The sequence below is a fragment of the Streptomyces sp. RKAG337 genome (assembly GCF_023701715.1).
Taxonomy (GTDB): domain Bacteria; phylum Actinomycetota; class Actinomycetes; order Streptomycetales; family Streptomycetaceae; genus Actinacidiphila.
Genome location: NZ_JAJOZA010000001.1, coordinates 3,394,592 through 3,411,613, shown reverse-complemented (window position 1 = coordinate 3,411,613; position 17,022 = coordinate 3,394,592). Strand labels below are relative to the sequence as shown.

The 17,022-nt window shown below is 71.8% G+C and carries 14 protein-coding genes and 2 pseudogenes; 13 read left to right on the top strand and 3 right to left on the bottom strand.

Annotated features, from left to right (window positions below):
• Positions 1 to 22 precede the first annotated feature (22 nt).
• Positions 23 to 1,366, top strand: coding sequence for a hypothetical protein (locus LNW73_RS14950; RefSeq protein ID WP_250990234.1), 1,344 nt, complete (start codon positions 23 to 25; stop codon positions 1,364 to 1,366).
• Here the strand turns inward: LNW73_RS14950 and LNW73_RS14945 are convergent.
• Positions 1,359 to 2,363, bottom strand: coding sequence for a nucleotide-binding protein (locus tag LNW73_RS14945; RefSeq protein WP_250976985.1), 1,005 nt, complete (start codon positions 2,361 to 2,363; stop codon positions 1,359 to 1,361). The genes LNW73_RS14950 and LNW73_RS14945 overlap by 8 nt on opposite strands.
• A 106-nt stretch (positions 2,364 to 2,469) precedes the next feature.
• Here LNW73_RS14945 and LNW73_RS14940 point away from each other — a divergent pair, with 106 nt between their 5' ends.
• Entirely contained in the window at positions 2,470 to 3,291 is an 822-nt protein-coding gene (locus tag LNW73_RS14940; RefSeq protein ID WP_250990233.1) for an oxidoreductase, read from the top strand.
• A gap of 305 nt (positions 3,292 to 3,596) precedes the next feature.
• Here the strand turns inward: LNW73_RS14940 and LNW73_RS14935 are convergent, their stop codons facing one another.
• Positions 3,597 to 4,430 carry an HAD family hydrolase gene (locus LNW73_RS14935; protein ID WP_250976987.1) on the bottom strand — a complete coding sequence of 278 codons (834 nt, stop codon included), beginning with the start codon at positions 4,428 to 4,430 and terminating at the stop codon, positions 3,597 to 3,599.
• 449 nt (positions 4,431 to 4,879) lie between these two features.
• On the opposite strand from LNW73_RS14935, the gene ssd reads away from it, so the two are divergent.
• From ssd to LNW73_RS14900, 7 genes and pseudogenes are all read left to right on the top strand, one after another.
• A complete protein-coding gene (ssd, locus tag LNW73_RS14930) occupies positions 4,880 to 5,989 on the top strand; it encodes a septum site-determining protein Ssd (protein WP_250990232.1) in 1,110 nt (369 codons plus the stop codon).
• On the top strand, positions 5,986 to 7,161 hold the full coding sequence (locus LNW73_RS14925) for a TadA family conjugal transfer-associated ATPase (RefSeq protein WP_250976989.1): 1,176 nt from the start codon (positions 5,986 to 5,988) through the stop codon (positions 7,159 to 7,161). The genes ssd and LNW73_RS14925 overlap by 4 nt, the downstream gene beginning before the upstream one ends.
• Positions 7,158 to 8,084, top strand: coding sequence for a type II secretion system F family protein (locus tag LNW73_RS14920; protein WP_250990231.1), 927 nt, complete (start codon positions 7,158 to 7,160; stop codon positions 8,082 to 8,084). The genes LNW73_RS14925 and LNW73_RS14920 overlap by 4 nt, the downstream gene beginning before the upstream one ends.
• Positions 8,081 to 8,866 carry a type II secretion system F family protein gene (locus LNW73_RS14915; RefSeq protein ID WP_250990230.1) on the top strand — a complete coding sequence of 262 codons (786 nt, stop codon included), beginning with the start codon at positions 8,081 to 8,083 and terminating at the stop codon, positions 8,864 to 8,866. The genes LNW73_RS14920 and LNW73_RS14915 overlap by 4 nt, the downstream gene beginning before the upstream one ends.
• 73 nt (positions 8,867 to 8,939) lie before the next feature.
• Positions 8,940 to 9,137: a DUF4244 domain-containing protein gene (locus LNW73_RS14910; protein WP_250990229.1), complete on the top strand. Its 198-nt coding sequence runs from the start codon at positions 8,940 to 8,942 to the stop codon at positions 9,135 to 9,137.
• Positions 9,138 to 9,282: 145 nt separating this feature from the next.
• Complete coding sequence (locus tag LNW73_RS14905; RefSeq protein ID WP_250990228.1) at positions 9,283 to 9,561, top strand: TadE family type IV pilus minor pilin; 279 nt, start codon at positions 9,283 to 9,285, stop codon at positions 9,559 to 9,561.
• Positions 9,558 to 9,815 (top strand): annotated as a pseudogene (locus LNW73_RS14900) (Rv3654c family TadE-like protein); the annotation flags it as partial. The gene LNW73_RS14905 and the pseudogene LNW73_RS14900, both read left to right, overlap by 4 nt.
• 77 nt (positions 9,816 to 9,892) lie before the next feature.
• Here LNW73_RS14900 and LNW73_RS14895 read toward each other — a convergent pair.
• A pseudogene (locus tag LNW73_RS14895) lies at positions 9,893 to 12,093 on the bottom strand (DEAD/DEAH box helicase).
• A gap of 403 nt (positions 12,094 to 12,496) precedes the next feature.
• On the opposite strand from LNW73_RS14895, the gene bldG reads away from it, so the two are divergent.
• From bldG to LNW73_RS14875, 4 genes are all read left to right on the top strand, one after another.
• Positions 12,497 to 12,838: an anti-sigma factor antagonist BldG gene (gene bldG, locus LNW73_RS14890; protein WP_138357092.1), complete on the top strand. Its 342-nt coding sequence runs from the start codon at positions 12,497 to 12,499 to the stop codon at positions 12,836 to 12,838.
• A gap of 88 nt (positions 12,839 to 12,926) precedes the next feature.
• Positions 12,927 to 13,358, top strand: coding sequence for an ATP-binding protein (locus LNW73_RS14885; protein ID WP_250976995.1), 432 nt, complete (start codon positions 12,927 to 12,929; stop codon positions 13,356 to 13,358).
• 445 nt (positions 13,359 to 13,803) lie between these two features.
• Complete coding sequence (locus tag LNW73_RS14880; RefSeq protein ID WP_250990227.1) at positions 13,804 to 16,203, top strand: sodium-translocating pyrophosphatase; 2,400 nt, start codon at positions 13,804 to 13,806, stop codon at positions 16,201 to 16,203.
• Between the two features lie 219 nt (positions 16,204 to 16,422).
• A complete protein-coding gene (locus LNW73_RS14875) occupies positions 16,423 to 16,980 on the top strand; it encodes a small secreted protein (protein WP_308407672.1) in 558 nt (185 codons plus the stop codon).
• Positions 16,981 to 17,022: the final 42 nt, after the last annotated feature.

The following is a 17,022-nucleotide window of genomic DNA, read 5'->3' as shown; positions in this document are numbered from 1 at the left end:
TTCCCTTTGGATCGAGGTTCGTATGTATTCCATGCGGAAGACCACGGCCCTGGCCGCTGTAACCGCGTTGGCATTCGGCGCGGTGGGTTGTTCGAGCGGTTCAAGCGGTTCAAGCGGTTCCAGTTCTGGAGGGTCCGGGCAGAGCAGCCGGCAGCACGACGGTCCTGCCGCGGCCGTGCGGAAACCACCGGCACGGGTGATGAAGCTGATCGGCGACGGCTCCACCGCCGAGACCGGGGCGCAGCCCAACCAGCCCCGGTTCGAGCGGCTCGCGCCGGGCGAGAAGCCCCCGCAGTTCGTCGTCTTCTCCTGGGACGGCGCGGGAGAGGACAGCCAGAAGCTGTTCTCGCACTTCCGCGAGGTCGGCAAGGAGAACAACGCGGCCATGACGTACTTCCTCAGCGGCGTCTACCTGCTGCCCGGGGACCGCAAGGAGGTCTACGCGCCGCCGCGGCACTCGCGCGGCGCCTCCGACATCGGCTTCACCGACCGCCCGGAGATGACCGACACACTGGAGCAGATCCGGCTGGCGTGGCAGGACGGCAGCGAGATCGGCACCCACTTCAACGGCCACTTCTGCGGGCCGAACGGCGGGGTCGGCACCTGGTCGTCCGAGGAGTGGAAGAGCGAGATCGAGCAGGCCGAGGGCTTCGTCAAGAACTGGAAGACGAACAGCGGCCTCACCCGGCTCGCCCCGCTGCCCTTCGACTACAGCAAGGAGCTGGTCGGCGGCCGTGCCCCCTGTCTGGAGGGCCAGCGGAACCTGATCCCGGCCGCCAAGGAGATGGGCTTCCGCTACGACGCCAGCTCGGTCGGCGGGCGGCAGGTCTGGCCCTCGCAGATCGACGGCGTCTGGGACTTCCCGCTCCAGGACATCCCGGTCCCCGGCCGCGCCTTCGAGACGCTCTCCATGGACTACAACTTCCTGGCCAACCAGTCCGGCACCACCAAGGGCGACCCGTCGATGCGCGACTACTGGGGCCGGCAGATGGAGAACGGGCTGGCCGCCGCCTTCGACCGCGCCTACACGGGCAACCGGGCGCCGATGTTCGTCGGCAACCACTTCGAGTCGTGGAACGGCGGCGTCTACATGAAGGCCGTCGAGTCCACCATCAAGTCGGTGTGCCGCAAGGACGGCGTGCGGTGCGTGTCGTTCAAGCAGATGGCGGACTGGATGGACGCGCAGGATCCGGCGGTGCTGCGGAAGCTGCGCACCCTGGACGTCGGGCAGGCGCCGAAGGAGGGCTGGCCGGCCCTCCTCGCGGCACCTGCGGCCCCTGGCGCACCCGCGGCTCCTGGCGCACCCGAGACTCCTGGTGCCGCGGCTTCGGCGGGCGCGGCCGGATCCGGGTCGAGAGTCAGCTAGGCGACAGCGCGCCGGCGGCGGTCATCGCCGCGGACTCGCCGAGCACGAAGACGGGGTCGACCTGGGATGCCAGGTCGGCGCCCGTCTTGGCGTTGCCCCAGCTCTCCGCGTTCTTCAGGTGGAAGTGCACCATCTGCCGGGTGTAGCGGTCCCAGTCGCGGGCGTCGTACGAGGCGTCGGCCGTCTCGTGCATCGTCCGCAGCGCGCGGCGGTTGGTCTCCTCCAGCAGCTCGAAGCTCGGCGGACGGCCCTTCTCCATCGCGCGCACCCAGTCGGAGTGGCCGACGGTGGCCAGCAGGTCGTCACCGGTCTCGTCGCGCAGGAACGCCAGGTCGTCGGGGCCCTGCACCTTGTTGCCGATGACGCGCAGCGCGACGCCGAAGTCGCGGGCGTACTCCTTGTACTGGCGGTAGACGGCGACGCCCTTACGGGTCGGCTCGGCGACCAGGAACGTCATGTCGAACCGGGTGAACATCCCGGAGGCGAACGAGTCGCTGCCGGCCGTCATGTCCACCACGACGTACTCGTCGCGGCCGTCGGTCAGATGGTTCAGGCACAGTTCCACCGCGCCGACCTTGGAGTGGTAGCAGGCGACACCGAGGTCGGACTCGTTGAACGGGCCGGTCGCCATCAGCCGCACCTGGGCGCCGTCGTCCAGGGGGACGGTGCGGGCGCACGCCGCGTAGACCGGGTTCTCCTCGATCACCCGCAGCAGGCGCGAGCCGCTGCCCGGCGGAGTCGTCTTGATCATGGTCTCGACGGAGGCGATCCGCGGGTTGGTGCCCCGCAGGTACTCCTTGATCTCCGGCAGGTGGGCGCCCATCGCGGGGAACGCGGCGGCCTCCTCCTCGTCCAGGCCGAGGGCCGGGCCGAGGTGCTGGTTGATGTCCGCGTCTACGGCGACGACGGGCACACGGACGTCCGCGAGGTGGCGGATGAACAGGGAGGACAGCGTGGTCTTGCCGCTGCCGCCCTTTCCAACGAAAGCGATCTTCATGTTCGCCAAGAGTAGTCGGACATCTACGGGCGGTGACGGTTTGGAGTGGGGAAGGCCACTCGATCGGGGTCCATTGGCGCGTTCCGCTGTGCGTAGGGTCGTACTCATGGGTACGAACGCTGATCCGCTCGCCATCCTCGGTTCCCTGCCCGGCGTGTCCGACGCGGTGGACTCCGTACGGCAGTCCGTGGACAAGGTCTACGGCCACCGCGTGATGCGCCGCCGGTCCGAAGAGGTGACGTCCGAGGCGGCGCTGCGCGGAGCGCGTGGTTCCGCCGCGCTGGCCGGCGCCGACTGGCCGCTGGAGGAGATGCGGCGGCGCAGCGACTTCTCCGCGGACGCCGAGGCCCGCACGGTGGGCGCGGCGCTGCGGCTGACCGCCGAGGCCGGGCAGCTGCTCAGCGTCTGGCGCCAGTCGCCGGTGCAGGCGCTGGCGCGGCTGCACCTGGTGGCGGCGGGCGGCGCCGCTCCGGACGACACGGTCGGCCGGCCGCGGCTGGCCGGTGAACCGGTCGACGAGCCGCTGGTGGAGCTCCCGCTCCCGGAGCCGGGAGAGGTGGCCGCCCGGCTCGACGGGCTGGTCGGACTGCTGCATGCCGGGAGCGAGGCACCTGCCCTCGTCGTCGGCGCGGTGGTGCACGGCGAACTGCTGTCGCTGCGGCCCTTCGGCTCGTTCAACGGGCCGGTCGCGCGTGCCGCGGAGCGAATCGTGCTGGTCGGCAGCGGACTCGACCCCAAGTCGATCTGTCCCGCTGAGGTGGGCCACGCCGAACTCGGGCGGGCCGACTACCTCAAGGCGCTGGAGGGTTACGCGTCCGGGACGCCGGAGGGCATGGCCGCGTGGATCGGGCACTGCGGGAAGGCGCTGGAGCTCGGGGTGCGCGAGAGCGTCGCGGTGTGCGAGGCGCTGCAGCGCGGCGCGGCCTGAGGCCGGAGGCGGGAAAGGGTTGCGGCGGCACCCAGGGGGTGCCGCCGCTGACATGTCCGTCGCGTTACCATGCGTGCTCGGTTTTTGCCGATCAGGTCGGGACTTTGCCCGTCACCTGGTACGGCTGGCCCGGTTAGCGGGTCGGCTGCGCGTGGGTGCCCGACTTCCATGCTGGGTCCGTGTGGCCAGATACTCTGCGGTCTTCCTCTCGGAACGTCCGTGGTCTCGCGGGCCTCTGAGTCCTTTCTACCGCCGCCACGGCCGAAGCGGAACCCCTGAGCGCACTTCTTTACTTTTGCCTTCAATCAGGACAAAAGTGACGGTCGTCGGCGGCGGGCGGCGTACCAGACCAGTCCCGCGGTGGCGGCGGCCGCTCCGACCGCGGCCGCGGCGAGCACCGGGCGCGGCGGCATCGACAGCGACGGGATCCGCTGGTTGAGCCGGACCGGCCGGTTGAAGGTGAGGATCGGCCATTCCTTGCCGGTCGCCTCGCGGCGCAGCCCGCGGTCCGGGTTCACCGCGTACGGGTGGCCGACGACCTCCAGCATGGGGATGTCGGTCACCGAATCGCTGTACGCGAACGACCGTTCCAGGTCGTATCCCTCGGTGTCGGCGAGCCCGAGGATGGCCTCGGCCTTGGCGGGGCCGTAGACGTAGTGCTCGATCTCGCCCGTGTAGCAGCCGTCCTTGGCGACCATCCGGGTGGCGATCACATGGTCGGCGCCGAGCATCCGGCCGATGGGCTCGACGACCTCGGCACCCGAGGCGCTCACGATCACCACGTCCCGGCCGGCTGCGTGGTGCTCCTCGATGAGGGAGGCGGCCTCGTCGTAGATGATCGGGTCGATGAGGTCGTGGAGGGTCTCGGCCACGATCTCCCTGACCTGCTGCACGTTCCAGCCGCGGCACAGCTCGGAGAGGTACTTGCGCATCCCCTCCATCTGGTCGTGGTCGGCGCCGCCCACGAGATAGACGAACTGGGCGTAGGCGGTGCGCAGCACGGCCCGTCGATTGATCAGGCCGCCCTGGTAGAAGGATCTGCTGAAGGCGAGGGTGCTCGACTTGGCGATCACGGTCTTGTCGAGGTCGAAGAATGCTGCGGTGCGCGGGGACAGGTGGTTTTCCACGAGCACGAGCATAAGCAACCACCATTCGGCGTAAGCTCAGGCGCGTGGGTTTGCCTGAGAAGGCTGTCGGGTACACCATGGAAGTCACGGATCGTTCGCGACCGTGCTAACCCGGTCTGGCTCCTCCCCCCCGAGTCGGACTGTGGGGACGACCCCCGCTCTCCCCCCGGCGGGGGTCGTCGCATGTCCGGATGTCTTTTCGGACCGACGTCCCGGTAGCTCTCCTTCCTTTTATGCGGTAGCTCCGCCTCCCCTTGTGCTGCCTGTATCGGGTACGACGTGTCACGTTCCGTAATCGTTGCGCCTCGGTGGCGAACTCACCCGTTCGAGTGGCGGAGTTATCCACAACCGCTGAGTTATCCACCGGAACCGACCAAGATCATCTGAAGCTCCGGAACGGCCGGACTCTGTTCGCAGGCGATGCACCACCGTGCTCGCGGGACGAACGAGGGGACAGGGCCGTGGCTGAATCCATCACACCCGACCGGAGGCCGGCAGCGGCGGAGGAGCCGGGCGGACCGCTGATCGTCACTCAGGACGAGGCGCTGCTCGACGATTTGCTGCGGTTGTGCGCGGCGGCCGGCGCCGAACCCGAAGTGGCCTTCGGGGCCCCGCCCCGTGCGGGCAGCTGGGAATCCGCGCCGCTGGTCCTCGTCGGCTCCGACGACACCACCCGGCTCCGCGGCGCGGTCCGGCGAAAGGGCGTGCTGCTCGTCGGCCGGGATCTGGACGACCAGGACGTGTGGCGCAGAGCGGTCGACATCGGCGCCGATCACGTACTTTTTCTGCCGGATGCCGAGACCTGGCTGGTCGACCGGATCGCCGATGTGGCCGAGGGAGTCGCCGAACCCGCCCTGACCATCGGGGTGGTGGGCGGCCGCGGCGGGGCCGGGGCCAGCACCCTGGCCTGTGCCCTCGCGGTCACCGCTGCCCGCGACGGCCGCCGCGCGATGCTCATCGACGGCGACCCGCTCGGCGGAGGCCTCGACATCCTGCTCGGCGCCGAGCGCGCCGGAGGACTGCGCTGGCCCGACCTCGCCGACTCGCGGGGGCGCGTCAACAGCGGTGCGCTCGAGGAGTCGCTGCCGCGGCTCGACGCGCTGAGCGTCCTCAGCTGGGACCGCAGCGACTCGGTGGTCATCCCGCCGCAGGCCATGCGGTCCGTGCTGGGTGCCGCGCGGCGCCGGGGCGGTGTCGTCGTCGTGGACCTGCCCCGCCGGGTCGACGAGGCGGTCGCGGAATCCCTGGCCCAGATCGACGTCGGACTGCTCGTCGTCCCGGCCGAGTTGCGGGCGGTGGCCGCGGCCACCCGGGTCGCCTCGGCCGTCAGCATGGTCCTCAAGGACCTGCGGGTGGTCGCCCGGGGGCCCTTCGCTTCCGGGCTCGGGGACGAGGAGATCGCCAAGCTCATCGGTCTGCCGCTGGCCGGCGAACTGCCGTCGGAACCGGACCTCCTCGATGCGCGGGACGGCGGCGGGCCGCCCGGCGCGAGCGGCCGCGGGCCGCTGGCCCGCTTCTGCTCCGCCTTCCTGGCCCAGGCCCTGCCCAGCGGCGGGAGCGTGCCGGTATGAGCGCGGACCGCGCGGAACCGAGGGCGGCGCTCCTGGACGCCGTCAGACTCCGCCTCGCGGAGTACAGCGGGGACCCGACACCCAGCAGGGTCGCGGCCGCGCTGCGCGCCGAAGGGCGGCTGCTGGGTGACACCGAAGTGCTCGGCGTCGTCACCGCGCTGCGCTCCGAAATGGTCGGCGCGGGACCGCTGGAACCCCTGCTCGCGGACCCGGACGTCACCGATGTGCTCGTCAACGGTCCGGACGAGGTGTGGGTCGACCGCGGGCACGGCCTGGAGCGCAGCGACGTCGGCTTCGCCGATGCCTCCGCGGTGCGCAGGCTCGCCCAGCGGCTCGCGACCACCGCCGGGCGGCGGCTGGACGACGCCCGGCCGTGGGTCGACGCCCGGCTGCCGGACGGCACCCGGCTGCATGCCGTGCTGCCGCCCGTCGTCGTCGGGTCGCCGTGTCTGTCGCTGCGTGTGGTGCGGGCCCGTGCCTTCGCCCTGGACGAGCTCATCGCCGCCGGCACCATGGACGCCGAGACCGCCCGGCTGCTGCGGGCCGTCCTCGACGCCCGGCTCTCCTTCATGATCAGCGGCGGCACCGGCACCGGGAAGACCACCCTGCTCAGCTGTCTGTTGGGCCTGGTGGAACCGGATCTGCGCATCGTCCTCGCCGAGGACTCCGCGGAACTGCGGCCCGACCACCCGCATGTCGTACGCCTGGAGACCCGGCCGGCCAATCAGGAGGGTGCCGGTCTGGTGGAGCTCCGGGACCTGGTGCGCCAGGCCCTGCGGATGCGCCCGGACCGGCTGGTGGTCGGCGAGGTCCGCGGACCGGAGGTCACCGAGCTGCTCGCCGCGCTCAACACCGGGCACGAGGGCGGTTGCGGAACGGTGCACGCGAACGCGGCCTGCGACGTACCGGCCCGGCTGGAGGCGCTCGGTTCGACCGCCGGGCTCGACCGGGCCGCCCTGCACAGCCAGTTGGCGGCCGCGCTGTCCGTCGTCGTCCATCTGGCCAGGGACCGGTCCGGGCTGCGCCGGGTCGCCGAGATCCATGTACTGGAACGCCGCGCCGACGGGCTGGTCGTCACCGTCCCGGCCGTGGTGCGCGGCGCTCACGGCGCCGGGGAGCGGGGGCCGGGCTGGGACCGGCTGGCGGTCCTGTGCGAGCGGGGTGCGTCATGAGGACCGGGTCGGCGCTGGTGACGCTGTGGGCGGCCGTGGTCTGTGCGGGGGCCGCCGGGTGGCTGATGTACGGCAGGGACGCCGTGCTGCGCCGGGCCCGGCTGATGCTCGTCGGCAGCCGGCGGCCTGTCACCGTGTGGGAGCGGGGGCCCGGGATGTGGCGCGGGCCGGTGGCCTGCGGGCAGGCGCTGCTGGCACCGCTGCGGGAACGGCTGGGATGGCGGCTCGGACGTGAACTCCTCTGCCTGCCCACCGGATTGCTGCTCGCGCTGGTGGCACATTCGGTGCTGCCCGCGCTGGCCGGGGCCGCCGCCGTGCCGCTGGCCGGCCGCCAACTGCGCGAGCGGGCACGGCGGGTGGCGGCGCAGCGGCGGGTGACCGCGGTGGGCACCCTCTGCGGGACGGTCGCCGGTGATCTGCGGGCCGGCAGCCCGCCGCACACGGCACTGGCGGGCGCGATCGAGGACGACGGCTGGCCGGACGCCCCCGAGCTGGTGGACGCCGCGCGGCTGCTGCTGGCCGCCGCACGGTTCGGCGGGGATGTGCCGGAAGCGCTGCGGGCCGCCGCGCGCCAGGAGGGCGCCGAGGGGCTGGCGGCCGTCGCCGCCTGCTGGCAGGTCGCCGTCGACGGCGGCGCCGGACTGGCCGCGGGCCTCGACCGGATCGCCGCCGCGCTGCGCGCCGAGCGCGATCAACGGGAGGATCTACGAGCCCAGTTGGCCGGTCCGCGCTCGACCGCGCTGATGCTGGCCCTGCTCCCGCTGTTCGGAGTGGTGCTGGGCGCGGGACTGGGGGCGGATCCGGTGGGGACGCTGCTGGGCACCCCGACCGGGCTGGCCTGCCTGCTGGCGGGCGGCCTGCTGGAGTGGGCGGGGCTCGCCTGGACCGGACGCATCGTGCGGTCCGCCGAGGAGTCCTGGTGACCGGCGACCGCGTCCACAGCCTGGGGACAGCCGTCTCGGTCGGCGCCGCCGTCCTGTGCGTCGTGGTGACGGTGATCGAGGCCCGGCGGGAACGTGCCGCGCTCGGCAGGCTCCGGCTGCTGTTCGGGGTGCGGGTCGCCAGGCGTCCCGCAGCCGCGTGGTGGACCAGGGGGCCCGCGCTGCGGACCTGGGGTCCGGTGGCAGCGGTCGCGCTCGGCGCGGCCGTGTTCGTCGGAGGGATCCCCGGCTGTGTGACGGGGCTGTTCGCCGCGTACGGGATACGGCGCTGGCAGCGCCGGCCACGGACGGCCGGCGGCCAGGACCGCGACGCGAGCGCCGGGCGTCAACTGCCGCTCTGCGCCGATCTGATGGCCGCCTGCCTCGCGGCGGGCGCCCGGCCGGGCGAGGCGGCCGAAGCGGTCGGCCGCTCACTGGGCGGGCCGCTGGGCGACGGGCTCATACGGGTGGCGGCCGAACTCCGGCTGGGCGGTGATCCCGAGCGGTGCTGGGAGCGGTTCGGCCGGCTGCCCGCGGTCAAAGGGCTCGCCCGCTGCCTGGCCCGCGCCTCGCACAGCGGAGTGGCACCGGTCGACGAGGTGGCACGCCTCGCCGCCGACTACCGCGCGGCACGCGGCCGTTCGGCACTCGCCCGGGCCCGGCGCGCGGGAGTGCTGGCCACGGCCCCGCTCGGACTGTGCTTTCTGCCGGCCTTCCTGCTCGTCGGGGTGATTCCGGTGGTGATGGGGCTGGCGGCGGGGATCCTCGCGGGCGGCTCCGGCTAGAGCCAGGGCCGGGGCCAGCCCGATCGCGGCATACGAACGTCATTCAACACATACCGATACAAGGGGGAACGTCATGGTGGTCCGGATGCTTCGTGCGGCGGCCGACCGGCTCCGGTCGGCGGCGGACGCGGGAATGACCACGGCGGAGTACGCCGTCGGCACACTGGCGGCCTGCGGATTCGCCGCCGTGCTCTACAAGATCGTGACCAGTGGCGCGGTGAAATCGGCGCTCAGCGGTCTGATCGAGAGGGCGCTCAATGTGTCCTTCTGAGTGTCCTTCCGAGAGCCCTCCGACAGGGTCGTCGGAGCCGCCCTCGGCGCCGCAGCCGAAACCGCCCGCCCGGTGGTTGTCAGCGAGGGCGCGGTGGGGTGAGCGGGGGTTCGTCACCGCGGAGGCCGCGGTCGCGCTACCGGTCATGGTGCTCTTCACCGCGGGGCTGCTGAGCGGGCTGATGGCCGTGGCGGCACAGATCCAGTGCGTGGACGCGGCGCGGGCGGGTGCACGCGCCGCGGCTCGTTCGGAGCCGGAGGCCGCCGCGCTGGCGGCGGCCCGCGCCGCCGCTCCACGAGGGGCAGCGGTGTCGCTGGCCCGGGACGGTGAACTGGTCAGAGTGCGGGTCACCGCCCGGGCGCCGGTGCTGGCGGTCGCGCTGCACGCGGAAGCGGCGGCGCTCGCCGAGGACACCGTCCGATGAGGGGCGGGTGGCGAGAGGACCGGGGCTCGGCGACGGTCTGGGCCGCGCTGCTGACCGGCGTGCTGTGCCTGGCGTTCGGCGCGGTCCTGGCCATGGGCCAGGCGGTCGCCGCCCGCCATCGGGCGGGCGGCGCGGCGGATCTGGCGGCCCTGGCCGCGGCCGGCCACGCGCTGGACGGCCCGGTCGCCGCCTGCGCGCGGGCCGCGCGGACGGCGGAGGCGCAGGGCGCGCGGCTCGTGCGGTGTGCGGTGACGGGTGAGATCGCCGACGTCACCGCCGCCGTGGGCCGGGCGCGGGTCCGCTCCCGTGCCGGGCCCGCCTCCCCGGGCTCTCACTCCCCGACCGGGGCCGGGCCCGCTTCCGGATCCCCGCCGGGGCCAGTGGCCGCATCGGCCGCTGGATCCGCACCTGACTCCGGGGGCGTCTCCCGGGCCAGCAGGCAGTCCAGGAGGCGGACGGCGGCCGGTTTGTCCAGGGGCTCGTTGCCGTTGCCGCACTTGGGGGACTGGACGCAGGAGGGGCAGCCGAACTCGCACTCGCAGGAGGCGATGGCCTCGCGGGTGGCGGTGAGCCAGCCGCGGGCGGTGTGGAAGGCGCGCTCGGCGAATCCCGCGCCGCCGGGGTGGCCGTCGTAGACGAAGACGGTGGGCAGGCCGGTGTCGGCGTGCAGCGGGATCGAGACGCCGCCGATGTCCCAGCGGTCGCAGGTGGCGAAGAGCGGGAGGAGGCCGATGGAGGCGTGTTCGGCGGCGTGCAGGGCGCCGGGGAGCTCCTCGGGGTGGATCCGCGCGGCGTCCAACTGGTCGTCGGTGACGGTCCACCACACCGCGCGGGTACGCAGCGAGCGTGGCGGGAGGTCGAGTTTGGTCTCGCCGAGCACTTCACCGGTGATCAGCCGGCGGCGCAGGAAGGAGACGACCTGATGGGTGACTTCGACCGAGCCGAAGTGGACGCTGGCGGCGCCCCAGGACTCCTCCAGATCGGTGGAGAGAACGGAGACGGAGGTGGTCTCACGGGCCATCGTCGAGTAGTCGGGGTCGGCCTCGCCGACCAGGGCCACGGCGTCCTCGAGGTCCAGGTGCTCGACCAGATACGTCCGGCCCTGGTGGAGGTGGACCGCGCCGTCGTGGACCGACGTGTGGGCGGCGGCGTCGTCGACGGTGCCGAGCAGCCGCCCGGTGGCGGACTCGACGACCTGGACGGCCTTTCCGCCGGCACCCCGGATGTCGGTGAGGTCGGCGGCGTGCTCCCGGCGGGTCCAGAAGTAGCCGCCGGCCCGGCGCCGCAGCAGGCCGCGGCGCACCAGCTGGGGGAGCAGGGCGGCGGTTTCGGGGCCGAAGAGCGTCAGATCGTCGTCGGTGAGCGGGAGCTCGGCGGCGGCGGCGCACAGATGGGGGGCGAGGACGTAGGGGTTGTCGGGGTCCAGGACGGTGGATTCCACCGGGCGTTGGAAGATCGCCTCGGGGTGGTGGACGAGATACGTGTCGAGCGGGTCGTCGCGGCCCACGAGGATCGCGAGCGCGCCCTGCCCGGCGCGCCCGGCGCGGCCCGCCTGCTGCCACATCGAGGCGCGGGTGCCGGGATAGCCGGCCAGCAGGACGGCGTCGAGCCCGGAGACGTCGACGCCCAGTTCCAGGGCGGTGGTGGAGGCCAGGCCGAGGAGCCGGCCCGAGTGCAGGTCGCGTTCGAGGGCGCGGCGCTCCTCGGCGAGGTAGCCGCCGCGGTAGGCGGCGACCCGGGAGGGCAGCGAGGGGTCGACGGCGGCCAGTTTCTCCTGGGCGATCAGGGCGATCAGCTCGGCGGCACGCCGGGAGCGGACGAAGGCGACGGTGCGGGTGCCCTGGACGACGAGGTCGGTGAGGAGGTCGGCGCACTCGGCGGTGGCGGTGCGGCGGACGGGCGCGCCGTGCTCGCCGCTCATCTCGGTCAGCGGCGGTTCCCAGAGGGCGAAGGCCAGTTCGCCGCGGGGGAGGCGTCGTCGGTGACCTCCACGACCTGGACGCCGGTGAGACGGCCGGCGGCGGCCGCGGGGTCGGCGGCGGTGGCGGAGGCGAGTACGAAGACCGGATCGGCGCCGTAGTGGGCACACAGCCGCCGCAGCCGCCGCAGCACCTGGGCGACGTGCGAGCCGAAGACACCCCGGTAGGTGTGGCACTCGTCGATGACGACGTACCGCAGCCGGCGCAGGTAGGAGGCCCAGCGGGCGTGGGCGGGAAGGATGCCGCGGTGCAGCATGTCGGGGTTGGTGAGGACGTACGTGGCGTACTGGCGGACCCACTCGCGTTCCTCGAACGGAGTATCGCCGTCGTAGAGCGCGGGACGGATCGCAGAACCGAGCGGTTTCGCGAGCGCGGCGACCGCCCGCCGCTGATCCGCTGCGAGGGCCTTGGTGGGCGCCAGATAGAGCGCGGTGGCCCCACGGCCGTTCGGAGCCTCGGAGCCGTCCAGGAGGGCGCTGAGGACCGGGGCGAGGTAGGCGAGGGACTTGCCGGAGGCGGTTCCGGTGGCGACGACCACCGACTGACCCCGCATGGCGTGTCCGGCGGTGAGGGCCTGGTGCTCCCAGGGACGGGCGATACCGGCCGTCCGGATGGCCTCCAGCACCTCCGGACGGATCTGATCAGGCCAATCGGCATGGCGACCGACCCGCGGGGGCAAGTGCTCCGTATGGGTGATGCGTGCGGCTCGGCCTGCCCCCGTGGCGAGCCGCTCGAGAACGGTGCGGGGGGACGGCCGGCCGTGCGCCGACTGCGGAAGTTGATCCTTAGCCATCGGCACTCAGTGTGTCACCGGCGTGACGGACAATCGCAGGAAGGCGTCGTGCTGGCCCGCTGTGAAGTGATTGAATGCCATCGCGGCTGCCGATCCGTCCCCTCCCCTTCGGCGGGGAGGTCCCCGGGGGCGGCGCCGCTCGATGCAAGGTGCTGGAGGATCCGTGGACCTGTCCCTGTCGACTCGAACCGTTGGCGACCGTACGGTCGTCGAGGTCGGCGGCGAGATTGATGTGTACACCGCGCCCAAGCTGCGTGAGCAGCTGGTAGAGCTGGTGAACGACGGCAGCTATCACCTGGTTGTGGACATGGAGGGAGTCGATTTCCTCGACTCCACCGGTCTGGGTGTACTGGTCGGCGGTCTCAAGCGGGTGCGTGCTCACGAAGGCTCGCTGCGCCTGGTATGCAATCAGGAGCGCATTCTTAAGATTTTCCGGATTACTGGCCTGACCAAGGTGTTCCCGATCCACACCTCGGTCGACGAGGCTGTCGCGGCGAACGACTGATCATCCCGATCGTCGCAGGACGGGGGTACCGGGCGGTTTCGTCGCCCGGACCCCTGTGATGCCCACCCATAGGAGCGAGGGGGAGGCCATGCCCACCGTAGAACTGCTCTTCAGCGCTCAGCCCGAGCACGTGCGCACCGCACGGCTCGTAGCGGCTGCGGTAGCGCGCCGGGCGGGGGTGGACGAGGCAGTCCTTGACGAGGTGCGGCTTGCCGTGGGCGAGGCGTGCAGCCGAGCCGTCGGCCTGCACCTGAGCAACGGCGTGGACCGGCCCGTGCGGGTGTTGCTGACCGAGGAGGAGAAGAAGTTCTCCATCGAGGTCGGCGACGAGGCACCGGGCTCACCGGCGGGCTCCGTCCCGTCGGCGCGCGGGTCCGGCGCCGATGACTCCGACGACGAGGGCGAGATGGGCCTGGCCGTCATCAGCGGTCTGGTCGACGACGTCGAGGTCACTGTCGGCGAGCACGGCGGCATCATCCGCATGAGCTGGCCGACGGCGTCCGCTGCCGTGCTCCCCTAGGCCCCGCCCTGGCCGTCCCTGAACCGGACGGCCCAACCGACCCAACCGCAGCACCGGCAGCACGCGCCTCACCCGTATCGCTCATCCGCGACGGGCGGAACGGGCCCCCGCGGCGGCCCTCCTAGCGCTGCCCGGCGCCGTCTCCATGACGCCGCCCGCCGCGCCGGCCCCCGCTGCCTCCGCGCTGCCCTGATGCCGCCTTCGCGCGCCGTGATGCGGCCTTGGGCGCCGCCTTCCCCCGTGCCCGATTCTTCACCGCATTCGGTGGTTTACGCGCCCGAGGGGAATTCCGGCTTCCCCGACACAGGCGAATTCTGATCCCGCGCACTGTTTTGATCTAGTCCCGCTCCCTACAATCCGTCCATCTTTGCTCAGCTCGCTGAGCGTCGCGGCTGTGGGAGTCGCAGGAGCCGCGCGCCCATGCGCCAAACGTCAAGGAGGACGAATGGCGGGGCCACTTACCCCTCACACGCACGACATCGCTCAGGCACTGGCCGCCGGGCCGGTACTGACCGACGGCAATCGGAATCTCGTACTGATCATCGTGGTCGTCGCACTGGCGGCACTGGCGCTCGCCGGAGTGCTGGTACGTCAAGTGCTCTCGGCGGACGAGGGCACCGACGGCATGAAGCGCATCGCGGCCGCCGTGCAGGAAGGCGCGAACGCCTACCTCGCACGGCAGTTCCGTACGTTGGGGATCTTCGCCGTGGTGGCGTTCTTCCTGCTCATGCTGTTGCCTTCGGACAACACTTCGCAGCGAATCGGCCGTTCGGTGTTCTTCCTCGTGGGTGCCGTCTTCTCGGCGGTCACCGGTTATGTCGGCATGTGGCTGGCGGTGCGCGCCAATGTGCGCGTGGCGGCCGCCGCGCGGTCGGCCACCCCCGCGCCGGGGGAGCCGAAAGCGGATCTGACCGATGTCTCGCACCGCGCGATGAAGATCGCCTTCCGCACCGGTGGTGTGGTCGGCATGTTCACGGTGGGCCTCGGTCTGCTGGGTGCCTCGGTCGTCGTGCTCCTTTACAAGGCCGACGCGCCCAAGGTGCTGGAGGGATTCGGATTCGGCGCGGCCCTGCTCGCGATGTTCATGCGTGTCGGCGGCGGCATCTTCACCAAGGCCGCCGACGTGGGCGCCGACCTGGTCGGCAAGGTCGAGAAGGGCATCCCCGAGGACGACCCGCGCAATGCCGCGACCATCGCGGACAACGTGGGCGACAACGTCGGTGACTGCGCCGGTATGGCCGCCGACCTCTTCGAGTCCTACGCCGTCACCCTGGTGGCCGCACTCATCCTGGGCAAAGTGACGTTCGGCGACGCCGGGCTCGCCTTCCCGCTGCTCATCCCCGCGATCGGCGTGCTCACCGCGATGGTCGGCATCTTCGCGGTCGCGCCGCGCCGCTCCGACCGCAGCGGGATGACCGCCATCAACCGCGGCTTCTTCATCTCCGCCGTCATCTCCCTGGTGCTCGTCGCCGTGGCGGTCTACCTCTATCTGCCGGCCACCTACGCGGAGCTGAAGGGCGTCCCGGCCGACATCGCCGGCCACCCGGGCGACCCGCGCGTCCTCGCGCTCGTCGCCGTCGCCATCGGCATCGTGCTGGCCGCGCTCATCCAGCAGCTCACCGGCTACTTCACCGAGACCAGCCGGCGTCCCGTCCAGGACATCGGCAAGTCCTCGCTGACCGGCGCGGCCACCGTGGTCCTCGCCGGCATCGCCATCGGCCTGGAGTCGGCGGTCTACTCGGCGGTGCTGATCGGGCTGTCGGTCTACGGGGCGTTCCTGCTCGGCGGCACCTCGGTGTGGCTCGCGCTGTTCGCCGTCGCGCTGGCCGGCACCGGCCTGCTCACCACCGTCGGCGTGATCGTGGCCATGGACACCTTCGGCCCGGTCTCCGACAACGCCCAGGGCATCGCGGAGATGTCCGGGGACGTGCACGGCGAGGGCGCCCAGGTGCTCACCGACCTGGACGCGGTCGGCAACACCACCAAGGCGATCACGAAGGGCATCGCCATCGCCACGGCGGTGCTCGCCGCGACCGCGCTCTTCGGCGCGTTCAAGGAGGCGATCGACACCGCTGTCGCGGGCGCCCACATCTCCACGTCGGACCTGCGATGGCTCAGCCTCGACATCTCGCAGCCGAACAACCTGTTCGGGCTGCTGCTCGGGGCGGCCGTGGTGTTCCTGTTCTCCGGCCTCGCCATCAACGCCGTCTCGCGTTCCGCGGGTTCGGTGGTCTACGAGGTGCGGCGGCAGTTCCGCGAACACCCCGGGATCATGGACGGCACCGAGCTGCCGGAGTACGGCAAGGTCGTCGACATCTGCACCAAGGACGCGCTGCGCGAGCTGACCACCCCGGGTCTGCTCGCCGTCCTCGCGCCCATCGCGGTCGGCTTCTCGCTCGGCGTCGGCTCGCTCGCCTCGTACCTGGCGGGCGCGATCGGCACCGGCACCCTGATGGCGGTGTTCCTCGCCAACTCCGGTGGCGCCTGGGACAACGCCAAGAAGCTGGTCGAGGACGGTAACCACGGCGGCAAGGGCAGCGAGGCGCATGCCGCGACCGTCATCGGTGACACCGTCGGCGACCCGTTCAAGGACACCGCAGGACCGGCGATCAACCCGCTGCTCAAGGTCATGAACCTGGTGGCGCTGCTGATCGCCCCGGCGGTGGTGAAGTTCTCGTACGGCGACGACGCGAACCTCGGGGTCCGCATCACGGTGGCGGTGGTCTCGATCGCCGTCATCGTCGGCGCGGTCTACAACTCCAAGCGACGTGGCATCGCGATGGGGGACGACAACAACAACGCGCCGACGCCGGAACGCTCGGCCGATCCGGCGTCGGTCTCCTGACCGGGATCCACTGATCCGGATCAGGACCGACGGCACGTCAGAACGGCGGCGGGCGGCACCTTTTGGGTGCCGCCCGCCGCCGTGCGCGAGTGTACCGACACCGGCCGATCCTTGGTGCAAATGGCTTCAATAGGGGATGAATCTTCCTTCGGACTCGTGGTCGACACCCATTTGGCGTGTAAGTTCCGGGGCCGTAGAGCCATGGAAGGGACACAACCGGTGAAGAAGAAGCTCGTGGGCGTGCTGTCCGGTGCCGCTCTGCTCCTGGCGTTGACGGGATGCAGCAGCGACGACTCGAACGACAAGCTGGACGCCTGGGCGAAGACCGTCTGCGACCAGGCCTCGGCACAGACCAAGAAGATCAACGACGCGAACACGGCCATCACGAAGGTCGACAAGAACGGCAAGCCGGCGGATGTGAAGGCGGCGGACTCCGCGGCCTTCCAGCAGATCTCCCAGGCATACGCGTCCCTCGCCGTCATCGTGGGCAAGGCCGGGGCGCCACCCGTCGACAACGGCACGGAACAGCAGAAGAACGCGGTCGCCGACCTCACCAAGGCGTCGGTCGCCTACGCGGCGGTGAAGACCACGGTCGACAAGCTCGACACGGCGGACCAGGCGAAGTTCGCCGACGGCCTCACCGTGGCCTCGGCCGCGGCCGACAAGGCCAACAAGACCGCGGAGACGGCACTCAACACCCTGCGCGAGGGTGAGGTCGGCAAGGCGATGGCCAACCAGCCCGGCTGCAAGACCGGAGCCTCACCGTCGGCCACCTGACCGGGACCGGCGACCGGGACCGGCCACCTCACCGGACCGGCG